Below are 20,357 nucleotides of genomic sequence, written 5' to 3'. Positions count from 1 at the left end.
TGTTGCAGGCACCGGTGGAGCTGGCGCCCTTGATCGACCCGAACGTGCACTCCTGCGGCACCGTCTACCCGCACGGGGTGAAAGAACTCTCGCATCCGGAGCCGGGCGTGTTCCTGGCCGGGATGAAAAGCTACGGCCGCGCCCCGACGTTCCTGGCGATGACCGGCTACGAACAGGTCCGCTCGCTGGCCGCCGCGCTGGCCGGGGACCACGAAGCCGCCGAACGCGTCGAACTCGTCCTGCCCGACACCGGTGTCTGCGGCGGCTCCGGAGTCTTCGACGCCCCGGCCGAGGAACCCGCTGAAACCACAGCTGGTGGTGGCTGCTGTGGTGGTGCACCGACGGGGCAGGACGTGTTGTCGTCGGGTCCGGTGGCGTTGCAGGAGCTGCCGTTGACCGCTGTGCCCGCGCGCTGAGGCGGCCGGTTGTGATGGAGGCTGTTTCCGCGCCACCACAGCCGGTGGCCACCGGGGCCGGGTTGCGGTGGGTGTTGGTGGTGCTGTGCGTCACCGAGATCACCAGCTGGGGAATCCTGTTCTACGCCTTCCCCGTGCTGCTCGGGCACATCACCACCGACACCGGCTGGCCGGCGACCGCGCTGACCGCCGCGTTCTCCGCCGGGCAACTGCTTGCCGCCCTCACCGGCATCCCCGTGGGCCGCTGGCTCGACCGCCACGGCCCCCGCGGCATCATGACCACCGGATCGCTGCTGTCCATACCCGCCTTGATCCTGGTGGCGACCGCACCCACCCTGGTGTGGTTCGTCGCGGGCTGGCTGCTGGCAGGGATCGCGATGGGGGCGGTGCTGTATCCCCCGGCGTTCGCCGCCCTCACCCGCTGGTACGGCCCGAACCGGATCCGCGCGCTGACAGTGCTGACCTTGGCCGCGGGTTTGGCCTCCACCGTCTTCGCTCCGTTGACCGCGGCCCTGGTCGCGCACATGGATTGGCGGACGACATATCTGGTGCTGACGGTGATTCTCGCGGTCGTGACCGTGCCGGGGCACTGGTTCGGGCTGCGGCTGCCGTGGCCGCCGCGCCCGGCCGCCGAACCCGAACACGCCCACCTCACCCACCCCGGACCGGTGGCGCGCAGCCGCGCGTTCCTGGTGCTGGCGATCTCGTTGAGCGTCAGCGGGTTCGCCTCCTTCGCCGTGGTGGTCACCCTGGTGCCGTTGCTGACCGAACGCGGTCTCGACACCACCGTCGCCGCGGTCGCGCTCGGGTTGGGTGGCGCGGGGCAGGTCGCCAGCCGCCTGGGCTACGCGACCCTTGCCGCCCGCACCAGCGTCCGCACCCGCACCGTCGCAATTCTGCTCGCCATCGCCGCCACTACCGCCCTGCTCGGGGTGTTCACCACCGCTGCCGCGCTGATCGCGGCCGCGATCGCCGCCGGTATGGCACGCGGCGTGTTCACCCTGCTGCAAGCCACCGCAGTCACCGACCGCTGGGGCAGCGCCCACTACGGCCAGCTCACCGGCCTGCTGTCCGCGCCCCTGACCATCACCATGGCCCTGGCCCCCTTCGGCGCCACCGCCCTGTCCGCCGCGGTCGGCGGGTACGCCACCGCGTTCCTCATCCTCGGCGCCCTCGCCGCCGCTGCCGCGCTACTGGCCGCCGCGAGCATCCCCACCACGCCTGTGAAAGAACCCCACCCATGACCAGCACTCTGCAGCCCGCACCGTCACCCGGCCGATCACCGTCCCCGCGGACGCTGGTGCGCGGCGGTCGAGTGAAATCCTCGGACCGAACCACAATCACCTACCTCGCCCGCGGCAAGGGCCCCGTCGTGCTCGGTGTGCGCGGTGGGCTCGGCAGCGCGATCAGCCTGCTGCCGCTGGCCGAGCACCTCGCCGACGATTTCGAGGACTCATGAGCGACGCCATCGTCATCGGGGCTGGCCAATCCGGCCTGGCCGCCACCTACCACCTGCGCCGCCGTGGCCTGACGGTCACCCTGATCGAAGCCGGCAGCGAACCCGTCGGCTCCTGGCCGCACTACTACGACAGCCTCACCCTGTTCTCACCCGCCCGATACAGCTCCCTACCCGGCATGCCCTTCCCCGGCGACCCCGACCACTACCCCCACCGCGACGAAGTCGTCGACTATCTCCGTCGCTACGCCAGCAGCCTCGATGCCGACATCCATCTCGAGCACCGTGTGGACACCGTCACCCACGACGGACGCACCTTCACCGCCCACACCAACACCGGCGCCGCGTTCGGCGCGCCCCGCCTGATTGCGGCCACCGGCGGGTTCGCCTCCCCGAACATCCCCGTTCTCCCCGGCCAGGACAGCTTCACCGGGAAACTCCTGCACGCCAGCCGATACCGTTCCCCACACGTCTTCACCGGACAGAACGTGATCGTCATCGGCGCAGGCAACACCGCCGTGCAAATCGCCGCCGAACTCGCCCAGCACGCCACCGTCACACTCGCCAGCCGACACCCGGTGAAGTTCGTCCCACAGCGACCCCTCGGGCGAGACCTGCACTTCTGGTTCCGGATCACCGGATTCGACACCCTCCCACTCGGCCGATTCGTCACCCACCCACCAACCCAACCCGTCCTCGACACCGGCCGCTACTGCACCGCCCTCGCCACCGACAACCCCACCACCCGACCCATGTTCACCCGTCTCGACCGCACCACCGCCATCTGGCCTGACGGCACACGCCAGCCCGCAGACACCGTCATCCTCGCCACCGGCTACCGACCGCATCTGCCCTACCTGAAAGATCTCGGCGCACTCACCGTCAACCACACCCCTCGCCACCGGCAGGGACTCTCCCTCACCCACCCCGGCCTGGGCTACCTCGGGCTGGAATGGCAACGCACCCCCTCCTCCAACTCTCTGCGCGGAGTCGGCCGCGACGCCCAACACCTCATAACCAGAATCACCAGCCGTAAGCTGACGACATCGGCACGCATCGATGCCCATCCGAGGTCATGAACCAGCCGAAGTCACGGCGCCAGTCCGACCATGTGCACGCAACAAGCGATCCGGGGCTCACGTAACGGCATGAGCGTGCGCTACGCATTTACAAGCACGCCGAGGGCGACAGGCTCATCGATCCCTCCAGCAACTCAGCATCGGCAGCAAGGCTTCCGGGCCGGCGTGCTGGCAAAGGCGATGTTCTGAGAGCAGCGAGCAGTCGCGGGAAGTTCTTCGCGTTGCGTCCGGCACCGGTGATGACCCCGAGCTGGACGAGCTGATCGTCATGCTGCACATCCAAACCGCTGGCGACCGGCAAGCTGTCATCGATTTGGCGCTTCACGATCTCGACCGCGACAACTGCCTGGTGCGGTTGCGGACGCGGGGTGGTGGGTTTCACTGGGATCCGGTTTCTCCCCGTCTCATGGCCGCGCTGGGAAGGCATGCCGAACTGTCGATCGCTCGTCGCGGCGTGACAGGCGCCTGCCGACGAGAGATTCGCGTTGCCGAGGTGCCCGTCGCTAACCGCTCGTCTCGGGTTGGCATACCCGGAACTCGATCTGCTCGAGTTTGTTTGCTCTACCAACGCACGCTCGAGGGATACATTGCCGCGCAGGCTATTCGCAGTGGATGAGCCGTCGCGGCCAGCGGCGATCTACTGGTTCGCCGGGCCCCGGGCCGTGGTCAGAGCAGGAGATGGAAGATGTCGAAGGCGACGTTCCATTCGGCGGTCCCGGGGTTTTTACGGTCCGGTTCGATCGTGACGAATGTGTGCGCCAGCGCCACGCTCAAGCCCCCGACAATCAGCGGCAGTCGCTGCTCGGTCGCCTCGGAAAGGGCCACGTCCAACGGCGGCCGGGCCGCCAGTTGATCGAGCACAGACTGCAGCTCGATCTCCTCATCCAGCTTTTCGAACCGGTGGATGCTCTCCTGCAGTCCCTTGGTGATCGGCAGGTCCCACGGTTCGATCACGTCCCTCAGGTTTGCCTTTGCCGAGGCCTTGCCGATGAGGACCAGATCGTAGATCTTGTCGTCGATGAAATCCGTGTAGCGCTTGAGGTCGTTCCGGTCGACCTGCAGGCCGGCCACTGCCCGGAAGAATTGCTGGAATTTCACGGTACCCATCACTGGCATGTCGTCAGCTCCTGTCGAAGTATTCATGGATTTGGCGAACCGCCATCGCTCCCTCACCGACAGCGGAGGCGACCCGTTTCACGGAGCCGGTGCGGACGTCGCCGACAGCGAACAGGCCGGGCAGGCTTGTTTCGAGCGTCCTCGACGGCCGGTCGCCGATCCACTGGTTGCCGTCCTCACGGGCGTGGACCGCGTCCACGCCCGTGAGGACGAAGCCGTGGTCGTCGAGTGCGATCGTGTCGGCCAGCCACCCGGTGTGCGGCACCGCCCCGATGAAGACGAACAGGGCGTGTACCCGGAGAGTGGCCTGTTCGCCCGTGTGATTGTTCTCGACCACAATCTGGTCGAGGTACTTCTCACCGTGGACCTCGCGAATCTCGGTATTCCGGTGGACGGACACGCGCGGATGGCGCTCGATCTGCTCGACGAGGTACCGGGACATGCTCTTTCCGAGGTCACCGCCGCGGATGAGCAGGTGAACGTGGGAAACACGGTCCGCGAGAAAAACAGTGGCCTGTCCGGCGGAGTTACCGCCGCCGACGATGGCCACCGGGTCGGTGCCGCACATCCGCGCTTCCTGATGGGTTGCGGCGTAGTACACGCTCGTCCCCTCCAGTACCTCGATCCCCGGAACCGCCAGCTTGCGGTATCGCGCCCCGGTGGCGAGCACGACGGTCCGGCCACGAACCGTGCCGCCGTCCGCCAGCCGGAGCACGTGGTGCCCGTCCTCGGACCCCACACCGGTCACCTCCGCCGACACCAGGATGCGGGCGCCGAACTTCCCGGCCTGGATCACGGCTCGCTCCGCCAATTCGGCGCCGGAGATCCCTGCCGGGAAGCCGAGGTAGTTCTCGATCCGGGAGGAGGTACTGGCCTGGCCGCCTGCGGCGAACGACTCCAGTGTCACCGTGTTCAACCCGTCCGAGGCGCCGTACACGGACGCGGCCAGACCGGCCGGTCCCGCTCCCACCACGACGAGGTCGCACACGTCCTGGGCTGCGTCCCGGACCGAGTCAGGGACCGGAAGGCCGACGATGCGGGCGAGTTCCGCATTCGTGGGATTGCGCAGCACCTTCTCGCCGTGCCAGATCACGACGGGGGTGTCCTCGGGGGCGACGTCCAGGCTGCGCAGCAGCTGCTCCGCCCGTTCGTCCTGCTCCACATCGATCCACCTGTGGGGCAATCGGTTTCGCATGGCGAACTGCCGAAGCCGCAACGTATCCGGTGAATAGCAGGAGCCGATGATCCGGAATCCCGAACCGAGCCCGATCAGCAGGTGCCGCCGCACCAGGTAGGCGCGCAGGATCAGATCGCTGAGCACGGGATCGTGGGAAACCAGCTCGCGCACCCGGTCGGCCGGGACAACGAGTATCTCGCCGTCCTCGATCGCCTCGGCGGTGAAGAACGCCACCTGGCCTTCCAGCAAACCGAGCTCGCCCAGGAATCGGCCGGGACCATGCACGCGCAGTATCCAGCGTTCACCGTCTCCGTCGCCCTCGTCGATGATCGCGACCTTGCCCGAGAGGATGACGAAGAAGTCGTTGCTGGGTTCGCCCTCTCGGATCAGCACCTCACCGGCGCGAACCGATCGACGCGTGCCACCGACCTCGAGTGTCGCGACCTGGTCGTCCGTCAGCCGCGGGAATGCTCCGAGTTCATCCGGAGTCTCGTCGAGCGGCGGAATGTCGGGTGCGGGAGCGGCGTCCTCAGACGAAGTTCTGGTCGACATAGCACCAGCGCCAATCTTCACCTGGCTCCATCGACTGGACGATCGGATGGCCGATGGCGTGAGCGTGCGCGCTCGCGTGCTTGCCCGGCGAGGAGTCGCAGCAACCGACGTGTCCGCACGTCAGGCACAGCCTCAGATGTACCCACGGGGTGCCGAGGCGAAGACATTCCTCGCAGCCCCGCGGAGTCCGGGGTACGACGGGCCGGATCGCGGTCACGTGTGGGTCAACATGGACAGAAGTCATGGCTTCGTCTCCTTGCCTGCATTTTCCGAGAGCGCCTGATCGAGCCATGTGCGCAGTTGTGGTACCGGAGCGGCGCCCGCCTGACGAGCCAGGACCTCGCCCCGGTCCATCACCAGCAGAGTCGGTACGGCGCGGATGGTGAACCGTTCGGCCGTCCTGGGCGCAGCATCCACGTCGATCTTCACCAGCTTGATTCGACCCGCGCGTTCCTTGGCGAGCTGCTCGAGCGCCGGACTGACCATGCGGCACGGGCCACACCACGTCGCCCAGAGGTCGACGAGCACAGGCACCGAGGATTTCTCGGCGACCTCCGCGAAGTCGTCGTCCCCTGCCGAGGCGATCCAGGGCAGCGGCTCGTGGCAATTCCCGCAGCGCGGTTTTCCTTCCCCGGCCGCCGCTACCTTGTTGACCTTTCCGCAGTTCGGGCACTTCACCTTTTCGGATCCCATGACAGCACCTCTTCTCAGGCCGCCGCGACCGCGGGTTCGGCATACGCGACGGCGAGCTCGCCGCGGTCCACCGTGACACGGATGGTGCTACCCGGTTCGATCTCGCCGCGCAACAGCGCACGACCTATCTTGGTTTCGACCTCGTGGGCGATGTACCGCCGCAGCGGCCGCGCACCGTAGACCGGGTCGAAACCGTGCTCGGCGATGAGCCGGCGCGCTTCCGGCGTGATATCCAGATGTATCTGCCGCTCCGACAATCTGTTGCGAAGATCGGTGAGTTGTAGCTCGACGATGTGCTCGATCTGGGGCAGCGTGAGCGGGGTGAACATCACGATGTCGTCGACCCGATTGAGGAATTCGGGGCGGAAGTGCCCGCGCAGTTCCGCCAGCACTCTCTCCCGGGCATCCGGTTTGATCTCGCCGTCGGCTGTGACTCCCTCGAGGAGATACTGGGATCCGATGTTGGAGGTCATGATGATCACCGTGTTCCGGAAATCGACCTGCCTGCCTTGAGAATCGGTGATCCGGCCGTCATCGAGCACCTGCAGCAGGGTATTGAAGACGTCGGCGTGGGCCTTCTCGATCTCGTCGAAGAGCACCACGGAGTACGGCTTGCGGCGCACCGCCTCGGTGAGCTGGCCGCCCTCGTCGTATCCGACGTACCCGGGGGGCGCACCGATGAGCCTGCTCACCGTGTGCCGCTCCTGGTACTCGCTCATGTCCAGGCGCACCATGTTGTCTTCGCTGTCGAAGAGGGCACTGGCCAGTGTCTTTGCGAGCTCGGTCTTTCCCACGCCCGTAGGGCCCAGGAAGATGAACGAACCGATCGGCCGGCGCGGGTCACGGATACCCGACCTCGCCCGGATCACCGCGTCTGCGACCAGTTGCACCGCCTCGTCCTGACCGACGACCCTCTCGTGCAAAATCTCGTCGAGCTTCAACAGCTTCTCCCGCTCGCCTTCCTGCAGCCGGGCGACCGGGATACCCGTCCATGCGGCCACGATCTCTGCGATCTCGTCTTCGGTGACCACTTCACGCAGCAACGGATTTCGGCCCTGCCTGGTGGCCAGTTGCTCCTCCGCCGCCTTGAGTCTGCGTTCCAGCTCGGTGATCTCGCCGTATCGCAACTCGGCGGCCCGGTTGAGGTCGTAGTTGCGCTCGGCCTCCTCGGCCTCGTGGCGCAACCGTTCCAGCTCTCCCCGCAGCTCCTGCACTCGCCGGATCGCCTGCCGCTCGGCCTCCCACTGAGCGTGCCTGGAGTCGGCCTCGGCCCGTAGGTCGGCCAGCTCCTTGCGCAGCTCTTCGAGGCGCGCCTTGCTGGCCGCGTCCGTTTCTTTGGACAGCGCGGCCTCTTCGATCTCCAGCCGGGTCACTTTCCGGGTGAGCTCGTCGAGTTCGGCGGGCAGCGAGTCGATTTCGGTGCGTTGCCGAGCGCATGCCTCATCGACCAGGTCGATCGCCTTGTCCGGAAGGAAGCGGTCGGTGATGTACCGGTGCGAGAGGGTCACGGCGGCAACCAGGGCGCCGTCCTTGATCTTCACGCCGTGAAACACCTCGAGGCGTTCCCGAAGTCCGCGCAGAATCGAGATCGCATCCTCGATGCTGGGCTCGTCGACGAGAACGGTCTGGAAGCGACGCTCCAGTGCCGCATCGGATTCGATGTGCTTGCGATATTCGTCGAGAGTGGTGGCGCCGATCATGTGTAGTTCGCCGCGGGCGAGCATCGGCTTGAGCATGTTGCCGGCGTCGAGAGACCCGTCGCCGCCGACTGATCCCGCGCCCACAACGGTATGTAGCTCGTCGACGAACAACAGGATGCGCCCCTCTGCCGCCTTCACCTCCGACAGCACCGCCTGCAGTCGCTCCTCGAACTCGCCGCGGTACTTCGCGCCGGCCACCAGGGAACCCATGTCGAGCGAGAAGATCGTCTTGTCGCGCAGGCCCTCGGGCACGTCGCCGCGGACTATCCGCTGGGCGAGGCCCTCGACGATCGCGGTCTTACCGACGCCGGGGTCGCCGATCAGCACCGGATTGTTCTTCGTCTTCCGGCTCAGGATCTGCGTTACCCTGCGGATCTCGGCATCTCGGCCGATGACCGGATCGAGGTTGCCTGCCCGGGCCTCGGAGACGAGATCGCGTCCGTACTTCTCCAGCGCCTCGTAGGCCCCCTCCGGGGTCGCCGATGTGACACGCTGGTGGCCGCGCACGGTGGTCAAGGCGGTGAGGAAGGACTCTCGCGTGACCCCATGACTGGCGAGGACCCTGCCTGCCGCAGTAGCCGACCCCTCCTCGGAGAGGGCCATCACGAGATGCTCCACTGACACGTAGGAATCCTTGAGTCGCTTCGCCTCCCGTTCCGCGGCGTCGAGCAGCTTGGCCAGGCGCTGAGTGATCATCACCTGACCGGGCGTCGCGCCGGGGCCGCTGACCTTCGGCCTACGCGACAGTTCACGTTCCAGATCGGATCGCAGGGCATCGACGTTGGCGCCGGCCTGCTCGAGCAGTCGGGGTACCAGCCCTTCCCGCTGATCGACCAACGCGAGCAGCAGGTGTTCTCCGTCGACCTCGGTGTGACTCATTCTGGTCGCAATATTCTGGGCTTCCTGCAGGGCTTCTCGTGACCTTTCAGTCAGGCTGCCGGTGTCCATGGGGTGCCCTCCTTCCGCGGGAAGCTGCTTCGAGTTTCTCGATTCGATCCAGCAGATCGAGCACGAGCCCGATTGCCGAGTAGTTCAGGCCCAGACCGGTCCGCAGCCGTTGGATGCGGGCGGCATGGGCCACTTCGGATGGTTCGAACCACATCTCGCCGCCGGCGTCTCGGTGGGCGTCGAGCAGGCCGAGCGCCACAAGCCTTCGTGCCAGGTCCGGGTGCAGCCCGGTACGTTCGGCGAAGGCATCTGGCGACAATCCGGGACGGCGAACCAATACGTACCGGGTGACCGGGGTCGGGGTGCTCATGTCTCTTTCCTCGGATCGAAGTTCGATTCGGTGGCCAACTGCTCGAACAGCTCGCGTTCGCGTGCTGTCGGTTTCGACGGCACCATCACCTTGATCTCGGCGTAGAGGTTGCCGTTGGCGCCACGCGGATTGGGCATTCCTTCTCCGCGCAGCCGTAGCTTCCTTCCCGTCGACGAGCCCGGCGCCACTTTGACTTTCGCCTCGCCACCCGGGGTGGGAACGACGACGGTCGACCCGAGCACCGCCTCCCATGGCGATACGGGCAGGTCCACGTAGATGTCCCGGCCCTGTACCCGGAACCGGGAATGCGGCTTGATCCGCACCACGAGGTACAGATCCCCGGGCGGCGCGTCACCGTTGCTCCGCCCGCCTTGCCCGGCCAGCCGGATTCTCTGGCCGTCCAGGACACCGGCAGGAATGTCGACGTCGTACTGACGTCCGTCCAGTCTGAGTGTGCGTTTGCCGCCCCGATACGCCTGTTCCAGAGTCAGTTCCAGTTCCGCTTCCTGATCGGCGCCGGGAATCGGCCCGTACCCGCCGGCGCCGCCGAACATCTGCCCGAAGAGGTCCTCGAAGTCGACCGCGCCCTCGCCACCGAAACCTTGACCGAAGTGCACCCTTCTGCCCGCGCCGCCGTACCCACCGGCGCTTGCCCGGACCCGTTCGTCGTAGTCCTCGGGCACACGCCGGAAGTCCTCACCGAATCGGTCGTAGCGTTTCCGGGTGTCCGGGTCGGATAACACTTGGTAGGCCTCGTTGGCCTCCTTGAACTTGTCCTCCGCAGTAGGGTCCTTGTTCACGTCGGGGTGATACTTGCGCGCCAGCTTGCGGTACGCCTGCTGGATTTCGTCGGCGCCGGCGCCGCGCGGGACACCGAGCGCTTCGTAGTAGTCACGCGCCATCGGTGCTCACCCCTCGGGTCGGCTGACGACCACCGAGGCGGGACGCAACTGCCGACCGTCCTCTCCATAGCCCGGGCGCAAGACCTCGATCACGGTCCCGGAGGGAACGTCGGGTTGGGCCACCACGCTGACCACTTCGTGTAGCTCCGGGGAGAACGGCACACCGACCTCGTCGTGGCGCTCGAAGCCGAACTGCGCCAGCACCTGCACCGCCTGCTCCCGGATCGCCTTCACGCCCTCGACGACGGCCTGGGGATCGCTGCCCGCATGGGCCAGAGCGAGCTCCAAATTGTCCAGCACCGGGAGCCACGCAGCGGAAACCTTCGCCACCTCCGCGGCGCGTGCACGGTCCAGATCCTTGGCAAACCGCTTGCGCAGGTTGTCCAGATCTGCGAGGGCCCTGCGCCAGCGGTCCTCGAGTTGAGCCAGTTCGGCTCCTGTGTGGGTGCGATCGGGCGCCGTCTCGGTCTGATCCCCGTCGGTCGCCGACTCGGTAGTCGACTCGGTCGTCGAATGATCTGCAGACCTTTCCATCGTGTGCCTCAGCTTCGATCGAATTCGGCGTCGATCACGTCGTCGTCATCCGACGACGCAACGTCTCCGCCTGCCCGGTGTCCGTCTCCGCCGCCGGCCTGGACCGGTGCGAGCCCGTAGAGCAGCTGCTGCAGCTCGGAGGTGAGTGGCTCTACTTCCGCGGGTGGAGCACTGTCTTTCACGGCTTTCCTGGCATCGGCGATCAGCATCTCGGCGCGTGCCCTGTCGTGCGGTGGGGCACTGTCACCGAGTTCGGCGAGTCGCCGTTCCACTTGATAGGCAACCGAATCGAGCGCGTTGCGCGCATCGACCGCCTTTCGCAGCGCCTCATCCTCGGCCCGGTTCCGTTCGGCCTCCGCCAGCATGCGCTCGACCTCACTCTGGTCCAGGTTGCCCTGCTCACTGATCGTGATGCTCTGCTCCTTACCGGTGTCCTTGTCGCGGGCGGTGACGTGGAGGATGCCGTTGGCATCGATGTCGAACGTGACTTCGACTTGGGCCTCGCCACGGGGTGCGGGGCGGATGTCTTCCAGCCGGAACCGACCGAGCACCCGGTTGTCGGCGGCCCGTTCGCGTTCGCCCTGCAGGACCACGACATCCACTGCGGGCTGATTGTCTTCCGCGGTGGCGAACACTTCACTGCGCCGGACCGGGATCGTCGTGTTGCGCTCGATGATCTTGGTCATCACCCCGCCCTGGGTCTCGACGCCGAGGGACAGCGGGGTGACATCGAGCAACAGCACATCGGAGACCTCGCCCTTGAGCACGCCCGCCTGGACTGCGGCACCGAGCGCCACGACCTCGTCCGGGTTGACGCTCATGTTGGGGTCCTTGCCGCCGGTGAGCCGGCGAACCAGCGCCTGCACCGCCGGAATACGTGTCGAACCACCGACCAGAATCACCTCGTCGATGTCGTTAGCGGTGACCTTGGCGTCACTCATCGCCTGCTTCACCGGGCCGAGGCAGCGTTCCACCAGATCCGCCGTCAGATCCTCGAACTTCGATCGCATGATCGTGGTGGTCAGGTGCTTGGGACCGTTCGCGTCAGCGGTGACGAAGGGCAAGTTGACCTGGGCCTGTGTCACCGAGGACAACTCGACCTTGGCTTTCTCTGCTGCCTCGAAGAGGCGCTGCAACGCCTGCGCATCCTTGCGCAGATCGATGTTCTCCGCCCGTTGGAATTCGTCGGCGAGGTAGTCCACCAGACGTCGGTCGAAGTCGTCGCCGCCGAGATGGGAGTCGCCGGCCGTGGAACGAACCTCGACCACTCCCTCGCCGACGTCGAGCAGGCTCACGTCGAAGGTGCCGCCGCCGAGGTCGAAGACCAATACGGTCTCGTGGGTCTGCTTGTCCATGCCGTACGCCAGTGCCGCGGCGGTCGGCTCGTTGATGATCCGCAAAACCTCGAGGCCTGCGATCCGGCCGGCGTCCTTGGTGGCGTTGCGCTGCGCGTCGTTGAAGTACGCGGGAACGGTGATGACCGCTTCCTTGACCTTCTCACCGAGGAACTTGCTCGCGTCGTCGACGAGCTTGCGTAGCACCAGGGCACTGATCTCCTCCGGCGCGTACTTCTTGCCCCGCACGTCGAATCGAGCCTCACCGTTGTCACCCGGTACGACGTCGAAACTGACCGCTTTGGCCTCCTCGGAGACCTCGTCGTAATGACGTCCGATGAAGCGTTTGGCCGAATATATTGTGCCCTTCGGATTCAAGATCGCCTGCCGTCGGGCGAGCTGACCCACCAGCCGCTCCCCGCTCTCGGTGAACGCCACCACCGACGGCGTCGTCCGCGCTCCCTCGGCATTGGAGATCACCACCGGCTCGCCGCCTTGCCAGCTTGCGATGACCGAGTTCGTGGTGCCCAGGTCGATACCTACAGCGGTCGCCATGACTCATTCCTTTCGATCGGTCCGGCCGGTGAGCAGGCGAACGGCTTCGTCCGCATCCTCGACGTCGGCGAGGACTTCGCAGTGACGTGGTTGTAATGACTGGATTGAGGTGAAGTCGCGCCGGCCGCCCTGCAGCGCGTACATGAGTAAGCCGAGCCAGGACGCCGACAACAGCGCCGAACACCAGCCCGTAGCAGGCGAGCATGAGGCCTGCGTGCAGCGGCTGGACCCAGTCGAGTAATCCGCGGATCCAGCCGAACAGTGTGCCGTCAGCGCGCCCGCGGCGGCGCCTCGCAGAGCGGCCCAGCCGTGGTTCCATCGGCCGACGACCTGCTCGACCAGCTCGATGTCGCGTCCGACGACGGCCGGTTTGTCGACCGTGAAATGCTGGTCGGAGAGGTAGTCGACGGCGCTTTCAGCGTCGGGGTAGTTCTCGGACGGTGCCGTTGCCTGGCGCGCAGGTTGGTTCGGACGTATCGGCGAGGTTCCACGATTGGACTCTGACATCACGCCCCCTGGGCGTCGATGATTCGGTGTTCGCCGAGCCGGTGCGAACCAGTTCGGCGTCCGGCCGGTCGGTCAACCGCTTGAACTCACGGACGGCTCAACCGCTGAAAGTTCTTCATCCGCCTGTAGGCGGCGACAGAACGGGGAGGCGGTGGCGTCCACACCCCGACTGGGGCATAGGAGTGCCGGAACCCGCTCGAGGCGGCCGGTGCGCGCACTCCGGGCATCAGCCACTACCCCGGTGCTTCCACGAGTAGAACTCCGATACGAAAGATCGGGACTGCTGAGCGGTGTGACAAGGTCCCAGCAAGTCGAAAGTAGGAAGCCAACTACGCCACACAGTGTAGTCACGGGAGCACCGGGAGTCACGGCTCCATGCCCGCTCGCGCCAGCGGCCACTTGCGCAAGGACTTCACCGACGAGGCATTGGCGCCGTCCACCTGGACGTCGACTTCGTGGATGCGTGGATGCGTGGATGAGGGGGAAGCGGCCGGTCTGGCTACGATCGGCTGCCGCCCCGGCAACCGGGCTGGTATCCCTGGCGATCTGGGGTCGCGGCGACGACGGCACACCGATATCGGTGTTCGCCCGTCGCCTCGGTCGCGACATCGAGGTGTACAACGCCGCATACCTCACGGCAGACCAGGCCGCGGACTTCGAGAAGTGGGAGGCGACCCGCAATGACTGATCCGTTCTTGAACATGAGCCCCGCCGAGATGGCGGCGATGACCGAGCGCCTCGAGTTCACCGATGAACCGGCCACCCCGCCGATCGAGACCGGCCCGGGCGCGGAACCCGTCCTCATCCCCCGATCGGTGAAGCTGACCCGTGACCTCGATCAGGCGTGCAAGCGCCGCGCCGCGAACCTCGGCATGTCACAATCGGCCTACATCCGCTCGTTGATCGAGCGCGACGTGGCCGAGGCCGGAACCGGCGAGCAGCGACCGGCTTGGGTGCGCGAACTCATGGCCGTGATCGCTCAGCACGAGAACGACGAGAACCGCAAGGCATCCTGAGCCGAGTTCAGCGGTCGAGGTCGACCAGCCGGGATGACCGTTCGGCTGGAGGCCGCGCTGGCCGCGTTCCGGCAGAGATGACCGCGACGCTGTCGCCCTCGCCCCCATCGACGGCGGCAGCGTCGCGTCCCGCACCGGTTCGCGGTGCTGCGCAGGCGTTCACCGGGACCGGACCTGGCAGTCCCCGGGTGCCAGCCAGGGTCAGGAGTACCGAGACGGTGCGTGGACAGACCTGGTTGCCCATGCCGAGGGTGAGTCCGGCGTGGACCCTTCGGTAGCCGTATGTGCCTCGAGAGGCGATGTGAACCTCACGAATCAGGCCGGTCAGCCACTGGCGACGTAGCGGGGTCGTGTCGTATCTCGTTTCAGCTTAACGGTATTCGATCGGCCTGCGAGGTATCGGTGACGGCCAGGGCGGTTCCGGTCGACACGAATGAGCGGCGGGAGTGTATAGGATCCGATCCGGGCTGCTCGGCCTCCAGCAACGTCCGCCTGCAGCGTGCCATCTCCCGAATCATGGCGTCGTCGAACTCGCGGCGCGCTTGAATCGCCCGGCTGATGGGGTTGCGGGGGCAGGTCAGGCTGAGTGGTCCGTCTCGTCGAGGTTTCCGAATTGCGACAAAGGCTTACACCACCTCGCGTTACGTGTACAGGTTTGTCGCGGTGCCCAGGTCCCGGACCACGTCGGCCAGCGCGCGGACCATCTCCGTCTCCTCGCGCCAGACCAGGGCCCAGCGCAGGCTCCAGTCGTGGATCGGCAGGTACACGATGTCCGGGCGGGTGTTGTACCGCGCCACGTGCGCGCCCAGGTTGTGGATGCCCTCGCCGTTGGCCACGTGGAGGAAGATGTCGTCCAGACTCGCGATGTTCGGCTGATGGCGTTCGATCGGCCGGCCGCTGGGGGTGTGGAACGGGGTGAACGCGTCGCCCCAGTATTCGGGGCCTTCCGGACCCTGCATGATGCCCCGGCCTGCGAACACCTCGATCGACACCGACTTCTCCTCCGCCAACTCATGGTCGGCTGCCACCAGCAGCACGCTGTGCTCGGTGTAGATCATCGGGCCCACGGTCAGGTCTGGCTCCTCCAATGGCAGCCACGCGACCAGCACGTCGACGTCGCCGCTGCGGATGGGGCCGAACGCGTTCACGAATGGGTTGTGCCGGATCTTCAGGCCCCACTGGGGGTTCCTCGCGCGGAACGCCTCCCAGACCGGGCGCAGGTCGTGAGCGTTGCCGGGCAGCATCCCGACCCGCAGCACACCCGTCTTGCCTTCGGCCGCCAGCCTCGCCCGCGCCATGCCCTCACGCAGACCGCGGTATGCGGGCAGCAGGTCCGCGCGCAGCTGCTCACCGACCGAGGTCAGCCGGACCGACCGGTTCGTGCGGTCGAACAGCGCCGCGCCGACGCCGCGTTCCTGCTTCTTGATCGCCTGGCTGACCCGCGCCTGGGTCACGTGCAGCCGCTGTGCTGTCCTTCCGAAATGGAGTTCCTCGGCCAGCGTTAGGAAGATCTCGATGTCCCGTAGCTCCAACGTGTTCCTTGATCCATAACCGCCGTGTTATCGCCGCGATACGAGAACTCTTGTTGTTTCGGACGCGGTGCGGGCCAAAGCTTAATCACAAACCGGAAGGCAAGGAGTACATGAGATGTCACAGACCGTGAGCTGGGACCGGCAGGGCAACTCGACGATGGCCGGCGGCAGGGGGCTGGCGAACGCCGGTCGGCTGCGGGACGTGCTGTCCCGGCACGTCGAGGTCGGCACCGTCCCCGGGCTGGTAGCGCTGGTCAGCAGAGGCGACGATGTGTACGTCGAAGCGCTCGGCAGCCTCCACGACGACGTGACCGTTCCCATGCGCCGCGACACGATCTTCCGCATGGCGTCGCTGACCAAGCCGGTCACGGCCGCCGCCGTGATGATCCTCGTCGAGGAGTGCCGGCTGAGATTGGACGACCCGGTGGAGACCTGGCTGCCGGAACTGGCCAACCGCCGGGTGCTCAGCCGCGTCGACGCCGAACTCGACGACACCGCCCCCGCGGTCCGGCCCATCACCGTGCGGGACCTGTTGACGCTGACTTTCGGCTTCGGGCTGGTGTTCGCGCCGAGCCCGATCCAGGCGGCGATGGTGGAGCTCGGCGTCGTCGGCGACGGCACCGCGAACTGGCCGGCCATCGGCCAGGACGAGTGGCTGCGTCGGCTGGGCACGCTTCCACTCGTGTACCAGCCGGGGGACCGGTGGCAGTACCACGTCGGCTCCGACGTGCTCGGTGTGCTCGTGTCGCGGGTGGCCGGCCAGCCGTTCGCGGCGTTCCTGGCCGAGCGCCTGTTCGCGCCGCTCGGCATGGTCGACACAGGCTTCTACGTGCCGGCTGCCAAGCTCGATCGGCTGACTACGAGCTACGCCCACGACCCGACGACCGGCGAGCTGACCGTATGGGACCGGCCGGCCGGCAAGTACAGCCGACCACCAGCATTCGAGGCGGGCGGCGACGGCCTGGTGTCCACAGTGGACGACTATCACGCGTTCTTCCGCATGCTGTTGGGCAAGGGCGGGCGGGTGCTGTCGCGGGGCTCGGTCGCGCTGATGACCATGGACCACCTAACGCCCGCGCAAAAGGTCGAGAAGGACCAGTTCGGCGACCACTTCGGCCGCCACGGCGGTTTCGGGTTCGGCATGGCCGTGCGCACACACCGCCGCGACCTGGCCTCCCCCGGCCAGTTCGGCTGGGACGGCGGCCTCGGCACGACCGCGTACGCGGACCCGGCGGAGGACTTGGTCGGCATCCTGCTGACCCAGACCGCCATGGACTCGGCCGACACACCGCGACTGCACCAGGACTTCTGGACCGCCGCCTACCAGATGTGCTCCTAGGGGTCGCCGGGCAGCGCGGTCGCCGCCGCCTGGCCGGCCACGATGCACCGCAGGTCGATGTCGTGCTGGAGGACGGGTGGCCGACCGAGCAGCACCGTGCCGGCCAGCACGGTCATAGCCACGTGGAACATCCGCTAAGCACCGCCGCACTGCCTCCGACCATTACCTCCCCGCACGAACATCACGAACCCGCGATAGTTGAATACGCCACGTCACCAGTCTCAACCCCCGATTTGAACCGCTCCGGCGCGGTGATGTCGTGCCTATAACTCGCTCGGTTCGGCATCTGCTGGACCAACCTGCTGGTAGGGGCGGTGGCGTTCGGCCCAGCGGACGATCGCCGGCACAACCAGACCGGCCAAGGCGAAGACGGCGCCGACGATCCACCATCCCGGTACCCCCCACCCGATGCACAACGTGATCAGCAGAGCGGGGCCGAGCGTGATTCCGTAGCCGAGGCCCATACCGAACATGCCCTGGTACTGGCCGACGGCATTTCGTGGAGCCAAAGCGAACGACAGCTCGAAACCGCCTGCGGCGTGATAGATCTCGCCGATCGTGTGGATGATGACCCCGATCGGCAGCAACGCCACGGCGAGCCACACGGGGGCATCGACCAGTAGCGAGATCAGCACGGCGGCGCCCAGGAAGGCGAAGCCCGCGCGGCGAAACGCGCGCCCGCCGGCGGCGAGGGTGGTGATGCCGCGACTGACCCGGACCTGGAAAGCGACGACGACGACGGTGTTGATCAGTATCACCATCGACACCGACCAATGCGGTGCCAGGATCCGGTCCACCAGCCACAGCGGCACGGCCGTCGTCAGTACGGAGTACTGGATCGCCATCACGCCATCCAGCAGGGTCAGCACGAGGTAGGGGCGGTCCCGCAGCGCCACCCATCGCCGCCCGGTCCCCTGAGATGTCGGCGCGAGGTAGGGCAGCAAGCCCACGAGCAGCGCCGAGACCGCGTACGTCACACCGCTGCCCGCGATCAGCACCATGTACGCCGAGCGGGTGTCGACGGTGATTCCCCAGCCGGCGAGCACCGCACCCACCGAGATACCGAGGTTGGTGACCGAGCGCAGGTACCCGCGGAACTCGGCGGGGCGCTCCCCGCCGTACTCCTGCACGAGCGGACCGCGCGCGGCCTGCCCCGCCGATTGTCCGATAGTAACGAGGCTCGCGAACACCACGAACATCCAGAAGTCGCGCACGAAGCACAGACCTGCCATTGCTACCGCGCCGAACCCTAGCGTCAGCGCATAGACCGACCGCGCACCCCGCCGGTCGGCCAGGTGACCGAACGGTATCCCGGCTGCCAGCGCCACCGCCCCCGCCACGGTCAGACCGGCACCCACCTGGGTCGCAGACAGGTGCACCGCCCGCGTGAAGTACAGCACCCCGGTGGTGAGGTAGACGCCATAGCCGATGGTGCTCACCAACGTGGCGGACGCGAGGAGCCGGGCCGGACGGCCACCGTTCGGAAGTACCTGTGTGGTCCAGCGATGCAGGCTGGCGGTGTGGCTCATCCAGTTGCCGAATCCTTGGTCCGCCTGGTGTCGGCCGCGGTCACGAACCGAACGGATGCGGCCAGTTCTTCGGCGAGTTCCCGCGCCCGCGCCGAGGTCTCCGCACCGACGACGATCATCGCGACCCGATCGAGGGAGTCCCGCAGCGGGCGTATCACGGCGCCGGGCTCGATCATGAGTTCCGCGTGCAGCACCGCCGGGTGGGCGCGGACCGCGTCCCAGCCCTCGACCGCGACGACCGTGCCCGGCGGCGGAGTCAGGTAGCGCACAGCCGCGCCGCGGGTGGGCTCGAACGGGCCGGGTGCGGGTGGTCTGCCGAGCATGTCGTCGATGATCAGCCCGAACAGTTCGATACCGGGGATGGTGTACTCGAGCATCGTGTGGATCCGGTCGCCGCCGAAGCGGCCGTGCACCTCGCCCAGCACGACGCCGCGTGGCGTCAGCCAGACTTCGACATGGAAGGCCCCGACTCGCAATCCGAGGGAGAGCAGTGCCGCCGATACCGTTTCGCAGATCTCCTGGCGGCGAGGCTCGGGCAGGTCCGCGGGCAGGGTGTGCGCGATCTCGACGAAGAACGGCGGCGGGACGGTCTCTTTCGCGGTGATGGCCAAGACCATGGGCTGGCCGCCCTGGAAGATCCCCTCGACACTGAACTCCGGCCCGGACACGAACTCCTCGACCAGGAAGGCCCGCGCGTCGGGCAGCAGCGCCATCGCCGCGGACAGGTCGACAACCGAGGAGATCTGGCTGACCCCGGTGCTGCCCATGTCATCGCGTGGTTTGACGATGCACGGCCCGGCGTGCGCCCGCAGAAAGTCCTGCGCGTCTGCCGCGCTCGTACAGAGCCGGACGGCGGGCTGGACGAATCCGGCTGCGGCCAGCGCCGCCCGGCACGCGTCCTTGGTGCGGATCCGGCGGATCGCCTCGGGCGGGTTGCCCGGCACGCCGATCGCCGCAGCGGTGTCGGCCGCCGCGACCTGAGCCATTTCCAGCAGGGCGTACACCGCCGCGATGGGCTCGCCCGCCGCGACCCGCCGACGCGCCCATTGCGCGGTTGCCTCCGGATCGGTGAACCCCATGACCGCGGTCTCATCGGCCGCGGCCGCGATCGAGGGCGTGGCCGCGAGGGCCGGTGAGGTGACCAGCGTGCGGATCCCCCGGGCGGCGGCCTGCGCCAGTGCCGCCTCGCCCTGATCCACACTGAACGGCAGCTCGCGGGCACCGCCGACGAGCAGCAGGGTCGGTTTCATTTCCCGACCCCCGCCGCGACTGGACCGCGCTGACGCAACGTCTTGATCAGGCCGCAGAACTCTTCGACCTCCGCGGCTGACATGTTCGCGCGCAACATCACCCGCAAGCCCGCCGCGCCGCGGGCAATGATCGGTAAGAAGATCGGCGGGGCGAAGAAGCCGGAGCGCAGCAGTTCCCGCGCCAACGGCACGGTCGCCTCCTCGGAACCGATCCGCACGAACCGGATCGGCAGGCCGTCACCACGCTCGGCGGTCTCGATCAGGCTGTCGAACAGACTGATGTTGGCCTGCAACCGGTTTTGCAGCTCGGTCAACTCGGCGGTCCGCAGCCACGTGCCGATCGCCTCACCGGTCATGGTCTGCCTCCATCGGCGACGGACCGGCCCCATTTCCGACCGGAATTGGTGGCGCT

At 67.1% G+C, this 20,357-nt stretch carries 20 protein-coding genes and 4 pseudogenes; 7 read left to right on the top strand and 17 right to left on the bottom strand.

The genetic code is table 11. From position 1 onward, the window contains the following. From IU459_RS34595 to IU459_RS34580, 4 genes and pseudogenes are all read left to right on the top strand, one after another. Positions 1–416 (top strand): annotated as a pseudogene (locus tag IU459_RS34595) (flavoprotein); the annotation flags it as partial. Positions 417–430: 14 nt separating this feature from the next. Next, positions 431–1,660, top strand: a complete 1,230-nt coding sequence (locus IU459_RS34590; protein ID WP_195133810.1) for an MFS transporter — start codon at positions 431–433, stop codon at positions 1,658–1,660. Continuing rightward, entirely contained in the window at positions 1,657–1,875 is a 219-nt protein-coding gene (locus IU459_RS34585; RefSeq protein WP_195133809.1) for a hypothetical protein, read from the top strand. Before IU459_RS34590 ends, IU459_RS34585 begins: the two co-directional genes overlap by 4 nt. Next, the gene (locus tag IU459_RS34580; RefSeq protein WP_195133808.1) at positions 1,872–2,951 is read left to right on the top strand and encodes a flavin-containing monooxygenase; all 1,080 of its coding nucleotides are present in this window, start codon (positions 1,872–1,874) and stop codon (positions 2,949–2,951) included. Before IU459_RS34585 ends, IU459_RS34580 begins: the two co-directional genes overlap by 4 nt. A gap of 88 nt (positions 2,952–3,039) precedes the next feature. Here the strand turns inward: IU459_RS34580 and IU459_RS34575 are convergent, their stop codons facing one another. The 11 genes and pseudogenes from IU459_RS34575 to IU459_RS34525 form a co-directional block, all read right to left on the bottom strand. Next, on the bottom strand, positions 3,040–3,333 hold the full coding sequence (locus IU459_RS34575; protein WP_195133807.1) for a hypothetical protein: 294 nt from the start codon (positions 3,331–3,333) through the stop codon (positions 3,040–3,042). Positions 3,334–3,617: 284 nt separating this feature from the next. Then, positions 3,618–4,058: a DUF1931 family protein gene (locus IU459_RS34570; RefSeq protein ID WP_195133812.1), complete on the bottom strand. Its 441-nt coding sequence runs from the start codon at positions 4,056–4,058 to the stop codon at positions 3,618–3,620. A gap of 13 nt (positions 4,059–4,071) precedes the next feature. Continuing rightward, a complete protein-coding gene (locus IU459_RS34565) occupies positions 4,072–5,796 on the bottom strand; it encodes an FAD-dependent oxidoreductase (RefSeq protein WP_195133806.1) in 1,725 nt (574 codons plus the stop codon). Further along, positions 5,774–6,040 carry a UBP-type zinc finger domain-containing protein gene (locus IU459_RS34560; RefSeq protein WP_195133805.1) on the bottom strand — a complete coding sequence of 89 codons (267 nt, stop codon included), beginning with the start codon at positions 6,038–6,040 and terminating at the stop codon, positions 5,774–5,776. The genes IU459_RS34565 and IU459_RS34560 overlap by 23 nt, the downstream gene beginning before the upstream one ends. Further along, positions 6,037–6,489, bottom strand: coding sequence for a thioredoxin (gene trxA, locus IU459_RS34555; RefSeq protein ID WP_195133804.1), 453 nt, complete (start codon positions 6,487–6,489; stop codon positions 6,037–6,039). Before trxA ends, IU459_RS34560 begins: the two co-directional genes overlap by 4 nt. A 14-nt stretch (positions 6,490–6,503) precedes the next feature. Next, a complete protein-coding gene (gene clpB / locus IU459_RS34550; protein WP_195133803.1) occupies positions 6,504–9,137 on the bottom strand; it encodes an ATP-dependent chaperone ClpB in 2,634 nt (877 codons plus the stop codon). Beyond that, positions 9,119–9,447, bottom strand: a pseudogene (locus IU459_RS34545) (chaperone modulator CbpM). The gene clpB and the pseudogene IU459_RS34545 overlap by 19 nt, the downstream one beginning before the upstream one ends. Next, positions 9,444–10,349, bottom strand: coding sequence for a DnaJ C-terminal domain-containing protein (locus IU459_RS34540; protein ID WP_195133801.1), 906 nt, complete (start codon positions 10,347–10,349; stop codon positions 9,444–9,446). Before IU459_RS34540 ends, IU459_RS34545 begins: the two are co-directional and overlap by 4 nt. Before the next feature lie 6 nt (positions 10,350–10,355). After that, the gene (locus IU459_RS34535; RefSeq protein ID WP_195133800.1) at positions 10,356–10,883 is read right to left on the bottom strand and encodes a nucleotide exchange factor GrpE; all 528 of its coding nucleotides are present in this window, start codon (positions 10,881–10,883) and stop codon (positions 10,356–10,358) included. Positions 10,884–10,891: 8 nt separating this feature from the next. Continuing rightward, positions 10,892–12,772, bottom strand: coding sequence for a molecular chaperone DnaK (dnaK, locus tag IU459_RS34530; RefSeq protein WP_195133799.1), 1,881 nt, complete (start codon positions 12,770–12,772; stop codon positions 10,892–10,894). A gap of 3 nt (positions 12,773–12,775) precedes the next feature. After that, positions 12,776–13,279: pseudogene (locus IU459_RS34525) on the bottom strand (general stress protein). A 475-nt stretch (positions 13,280–13,754) separates the two neighbouring features. Here IU459_RS34525 and IU459_RS34520 point away from each other — a divergent pair. Both IU459_RS34520 and IU459_RS34515 read left to right on the top strand, forming a co-directional pair. Continuing rightward, positions 13,755–13,967 carry a hypothetical protein gene (locus tag IU459_RS34520; protein WP_195133798.1) on the top strand — a complete coding sequence of 71 codons (213 nt, stop codon included), beginning with the start codon at positions 13,755–13,757 and terminating at the stop codon, positions 13,965–13,967. Next, positions 13,960–14,295 (top strand): hypothetical protein, encoded by a 336-nt coding sequence (locus IU459_RS34515; RefSeq protein WP_195133797.1) that lies wholly within the window; start codon positions 13,960–13,962, stop codon positions 14,293–14,295. The genes IU459_RS34520 and IU459_RS34515 overlap by 8 nt, the downstream gene beginning before the upstream one ends. Before the next feature lie 160 nt (positions 14,296–14,455). On the opposite strand, the pseudogene IU459_RS38955 reads toward IU459_RS34515, so the two are convergent. Both IU459_RS38955 and IU459_RS34510 read right to left on the bottom strand, forming a co-directional pair. Beyond that, positions 14,456–14,644, bottom strand: a pseudogene (locus IU459_RS38955) (IS3 family transposase); the annotation flags it as partial. A gap of 292 nt (positions 14,645–14,936) precedes the next feature. Then, the gene (locus IU459_RS34510; RefSeq protein WP_195133796.1) at positions 14,937–15,827 is read right to left on the bottom strand and encodes a LysR family transcriptional regulator; all 891 of its coding nucleotides are present in this window, start codon (positions 15,825–15,827) and stop codon (positions 14,937–14,939) included. 115 nt (positions 15,828–15,942) lie between these two features. On the opposite strand from IU459_RS34510, the gene IU459_RS34505 reads away from it, so the two are divergent. Beyond that, the gene (locus IU459_RS34505) at positions 15,943–17,166 is read left to right on the top strand and encodes a serine hydrolase domain-containing protein (RefSeq protein WP_228838925.1); all 1,224 of its coding nucleotides are present in this window, start codon (positions 15,943–15,945) and stop codon (positions 17,164–17,166) included. Here IU459_RS34505 and IU459_RS39475 read toward each other — a convergent pair. From IU459_RS39475 to IU459_RS34490, 4 genes are all read right to left on the bottom strand, one after another. Further along, positions 17,163–17,297 (bottom strand): hypothetical protein, encoded by a 135-nt coding sequence (locus tag IU459_RS39475; protein WP_267469931.1) that lies wholly within the window; start codon positions 17,295–17,297, stop codon positions 17,163–17,165. The genes IU459_RS34505 and IU459_RS39475 overlap by 4 nt on opposite strands. A 132-nt stretch (positions 17,298–17,429) precedes the next feature. Further along, positions 17,430–18,695: an MFS transporter gene (locus IU459_RS34500; RefSeq protein WP_195133795.1), complete on the bottom strand. Its 1,266-nt coding sequence runs from the start codon at positions 18,693–18,695 to the stop codon at positions 17,430–17,432. Continuing rightward, a complete protein-coding gene (locus IU459_RS34495) occupies positions 18,692–19,945 on the bottom strand; it encodes an ATP-grasp domain-containing protein (protein ID WP_195133794.1) in 1,254 nt (417 codons plus the stop codon). Before IU459_RS34495 ends, IU459_RS34500 begins: the two co-directional genes overlap by 4 nt. Next, positions 19,942–20,301, bottom strand: coding sequence for a hypothetical protein (locus tag IU459_RS34490; protein ID WP_195133793.1), 360 nt, complete (start codon positions 20,299–20,301; stop codon positions 19,942–19,944). The genes IU459_RS34495 and IU459_RS34490 overlap by 4 nt, the downstream gene beginning before the upstream one ends. Positions 20,302–20,357: the final 56 nt, after the last annotated feature.

Source organism: Nocardia amamiensis, from assembly GCF_015477605.1.
Classification (GTDB): domain Bacteria; phylum Actinomycetota; class Actinomycetes; order Mycobacteriales; family Mycobacteriaceae; genus Nocardia; species Nocardia amamiensis_A.
This window is presented reverse-complemented; position numbering and strand designations above follow the sequence as displayed.

Excerpts from the sequence above, each read along its gene's own strand:
- IU459_RS34500 (WP_195133795.1), bottom strand. The coding sequence starts at position 18,695 with ATGAGCCACACCGCCAGCCTGCATCGCTGGACCACACAGGTACTTCCG.
- IU459_RS34560 (WP_195133805.1), bottom strand. The coding sequence starts at position 6,040 with ATGACTTCTGTCCATGTTGACCCACACGTGACCGCGATCCGGCCCGTC.
- IU459_RS34570 (WP_195133812.1), bottom strand. The coding sequence starts at position 4,058 with ATGGGTACCGTGAAATTCCAGCAATTCTTCCGGGCAGTGGCCGGCCTG.
- IU459_RS34565 (WP_195133806.1), bottom strand. The coding sequence starts at position 5,796 with ATGTCGACCAGAACTTCGTCTGAGGACGCCGCTCCCGCACCCGACATT.
- IU459_RS34535 (WP_195133800.1), bottom strand. The coding sequence starts at position 10,883 with ATGGAAAGGTCTGCAGATCATTCGACGACCGAGTCGACTACCGAGTCG.
- IU459_RS34515 (WP_195133797.1), top strand. The coding sequence starts at position 13,960 with ATGACTGATCCGTTCTTGAACATGAGCCCCGCCGAGATGGCGGCGATG.
- dnaK (WP_195133799.1), bottom strand. The coding sequence starts at position 12,772 with ATGGCGACCGCTGTAGGTATCGACCTGGGCACCACGAACTCGGTCATC.
- IU459_RS34495 (WP_195133794.1), bottom strand. The coding sequence starts at position 19,945 with ATGAAACCGACCCTGCTGCTCGTCGGCGGTGCCCGCGAGCTGCCGTTC.
- IU459_RS34585 (WP_195133809.1), top strand. The coding sequence starts at position 1,657 with ATGACCAGCACTCTGCAGCCCGCACCGTCACCCGGCCGATCACCGTCC.
- IU459_RS34580 (WP_195133808.1), top strand. The coding sequence starts at position 1,872 with ATGAGCGACGCCATCGTCATCGGGGCTGGCCAATCCGGCCTGGCCGCC.
- IU459_RS34505 (WP_228838925.1), top strand. The coding sequence starts at position 15,943 with ATGTCACAGACCGTGAGCTGGGACCGGCAGGGCAACTCGACGATGGCC.
- trxA (WP_195133804.1), bottom strand. The coding sequence starts at position 6,489 with ATGGGATCCGAAAAGGTGAAGTGCCCGAACTGCGGAAAGGTCAACAAG.
- IU459_RS34590 (WP_195133810.1), top strand. The coding sequence starts at position 431 with ATGGAGGCTGTTTCCGCGCCACCACAGCCGGTGGCCACCGGGGCCGGG.
- IU459_RS34540 (WP_195133801.1), bottom strand. The coding sequence starts at position 10,349 with ATGGCGCGTGACTACTACGAAGCGCTCGGTGTCCCGCGCGGCGCCGGC.
- clpB (WP_195133803.1), bottom strand. The coding sequence starts at position 9,137 with ATGGACACCGGCAGCCTGACTGAAAGGTCACGAGAAGCCCTGCAGGAA.
- IU459_RS34490 (WP_195133793.1), bottom strand. The coding sequence starts at position 20,301 with ATGACCGGTGAGGCGATCGGCACGTGGCTGCGGACCGCCGAGTTGACC.
- IU459_RS34520 (WP_195133798.1), top strand. The coding sequence starts at position 13,755 with ATGAGGGGGAAGCGGCCGGTCTGGCTACGATCGGCTGCCGCCCCGGCA.
- IU459_RS39475 (WP_267469931.1), bottom strand. The coding sequence starts at position 17,297 with ATGTTCCACGTGGCTATGACCGTGCTGGCCGGCACGGTGCTGCTCGGT.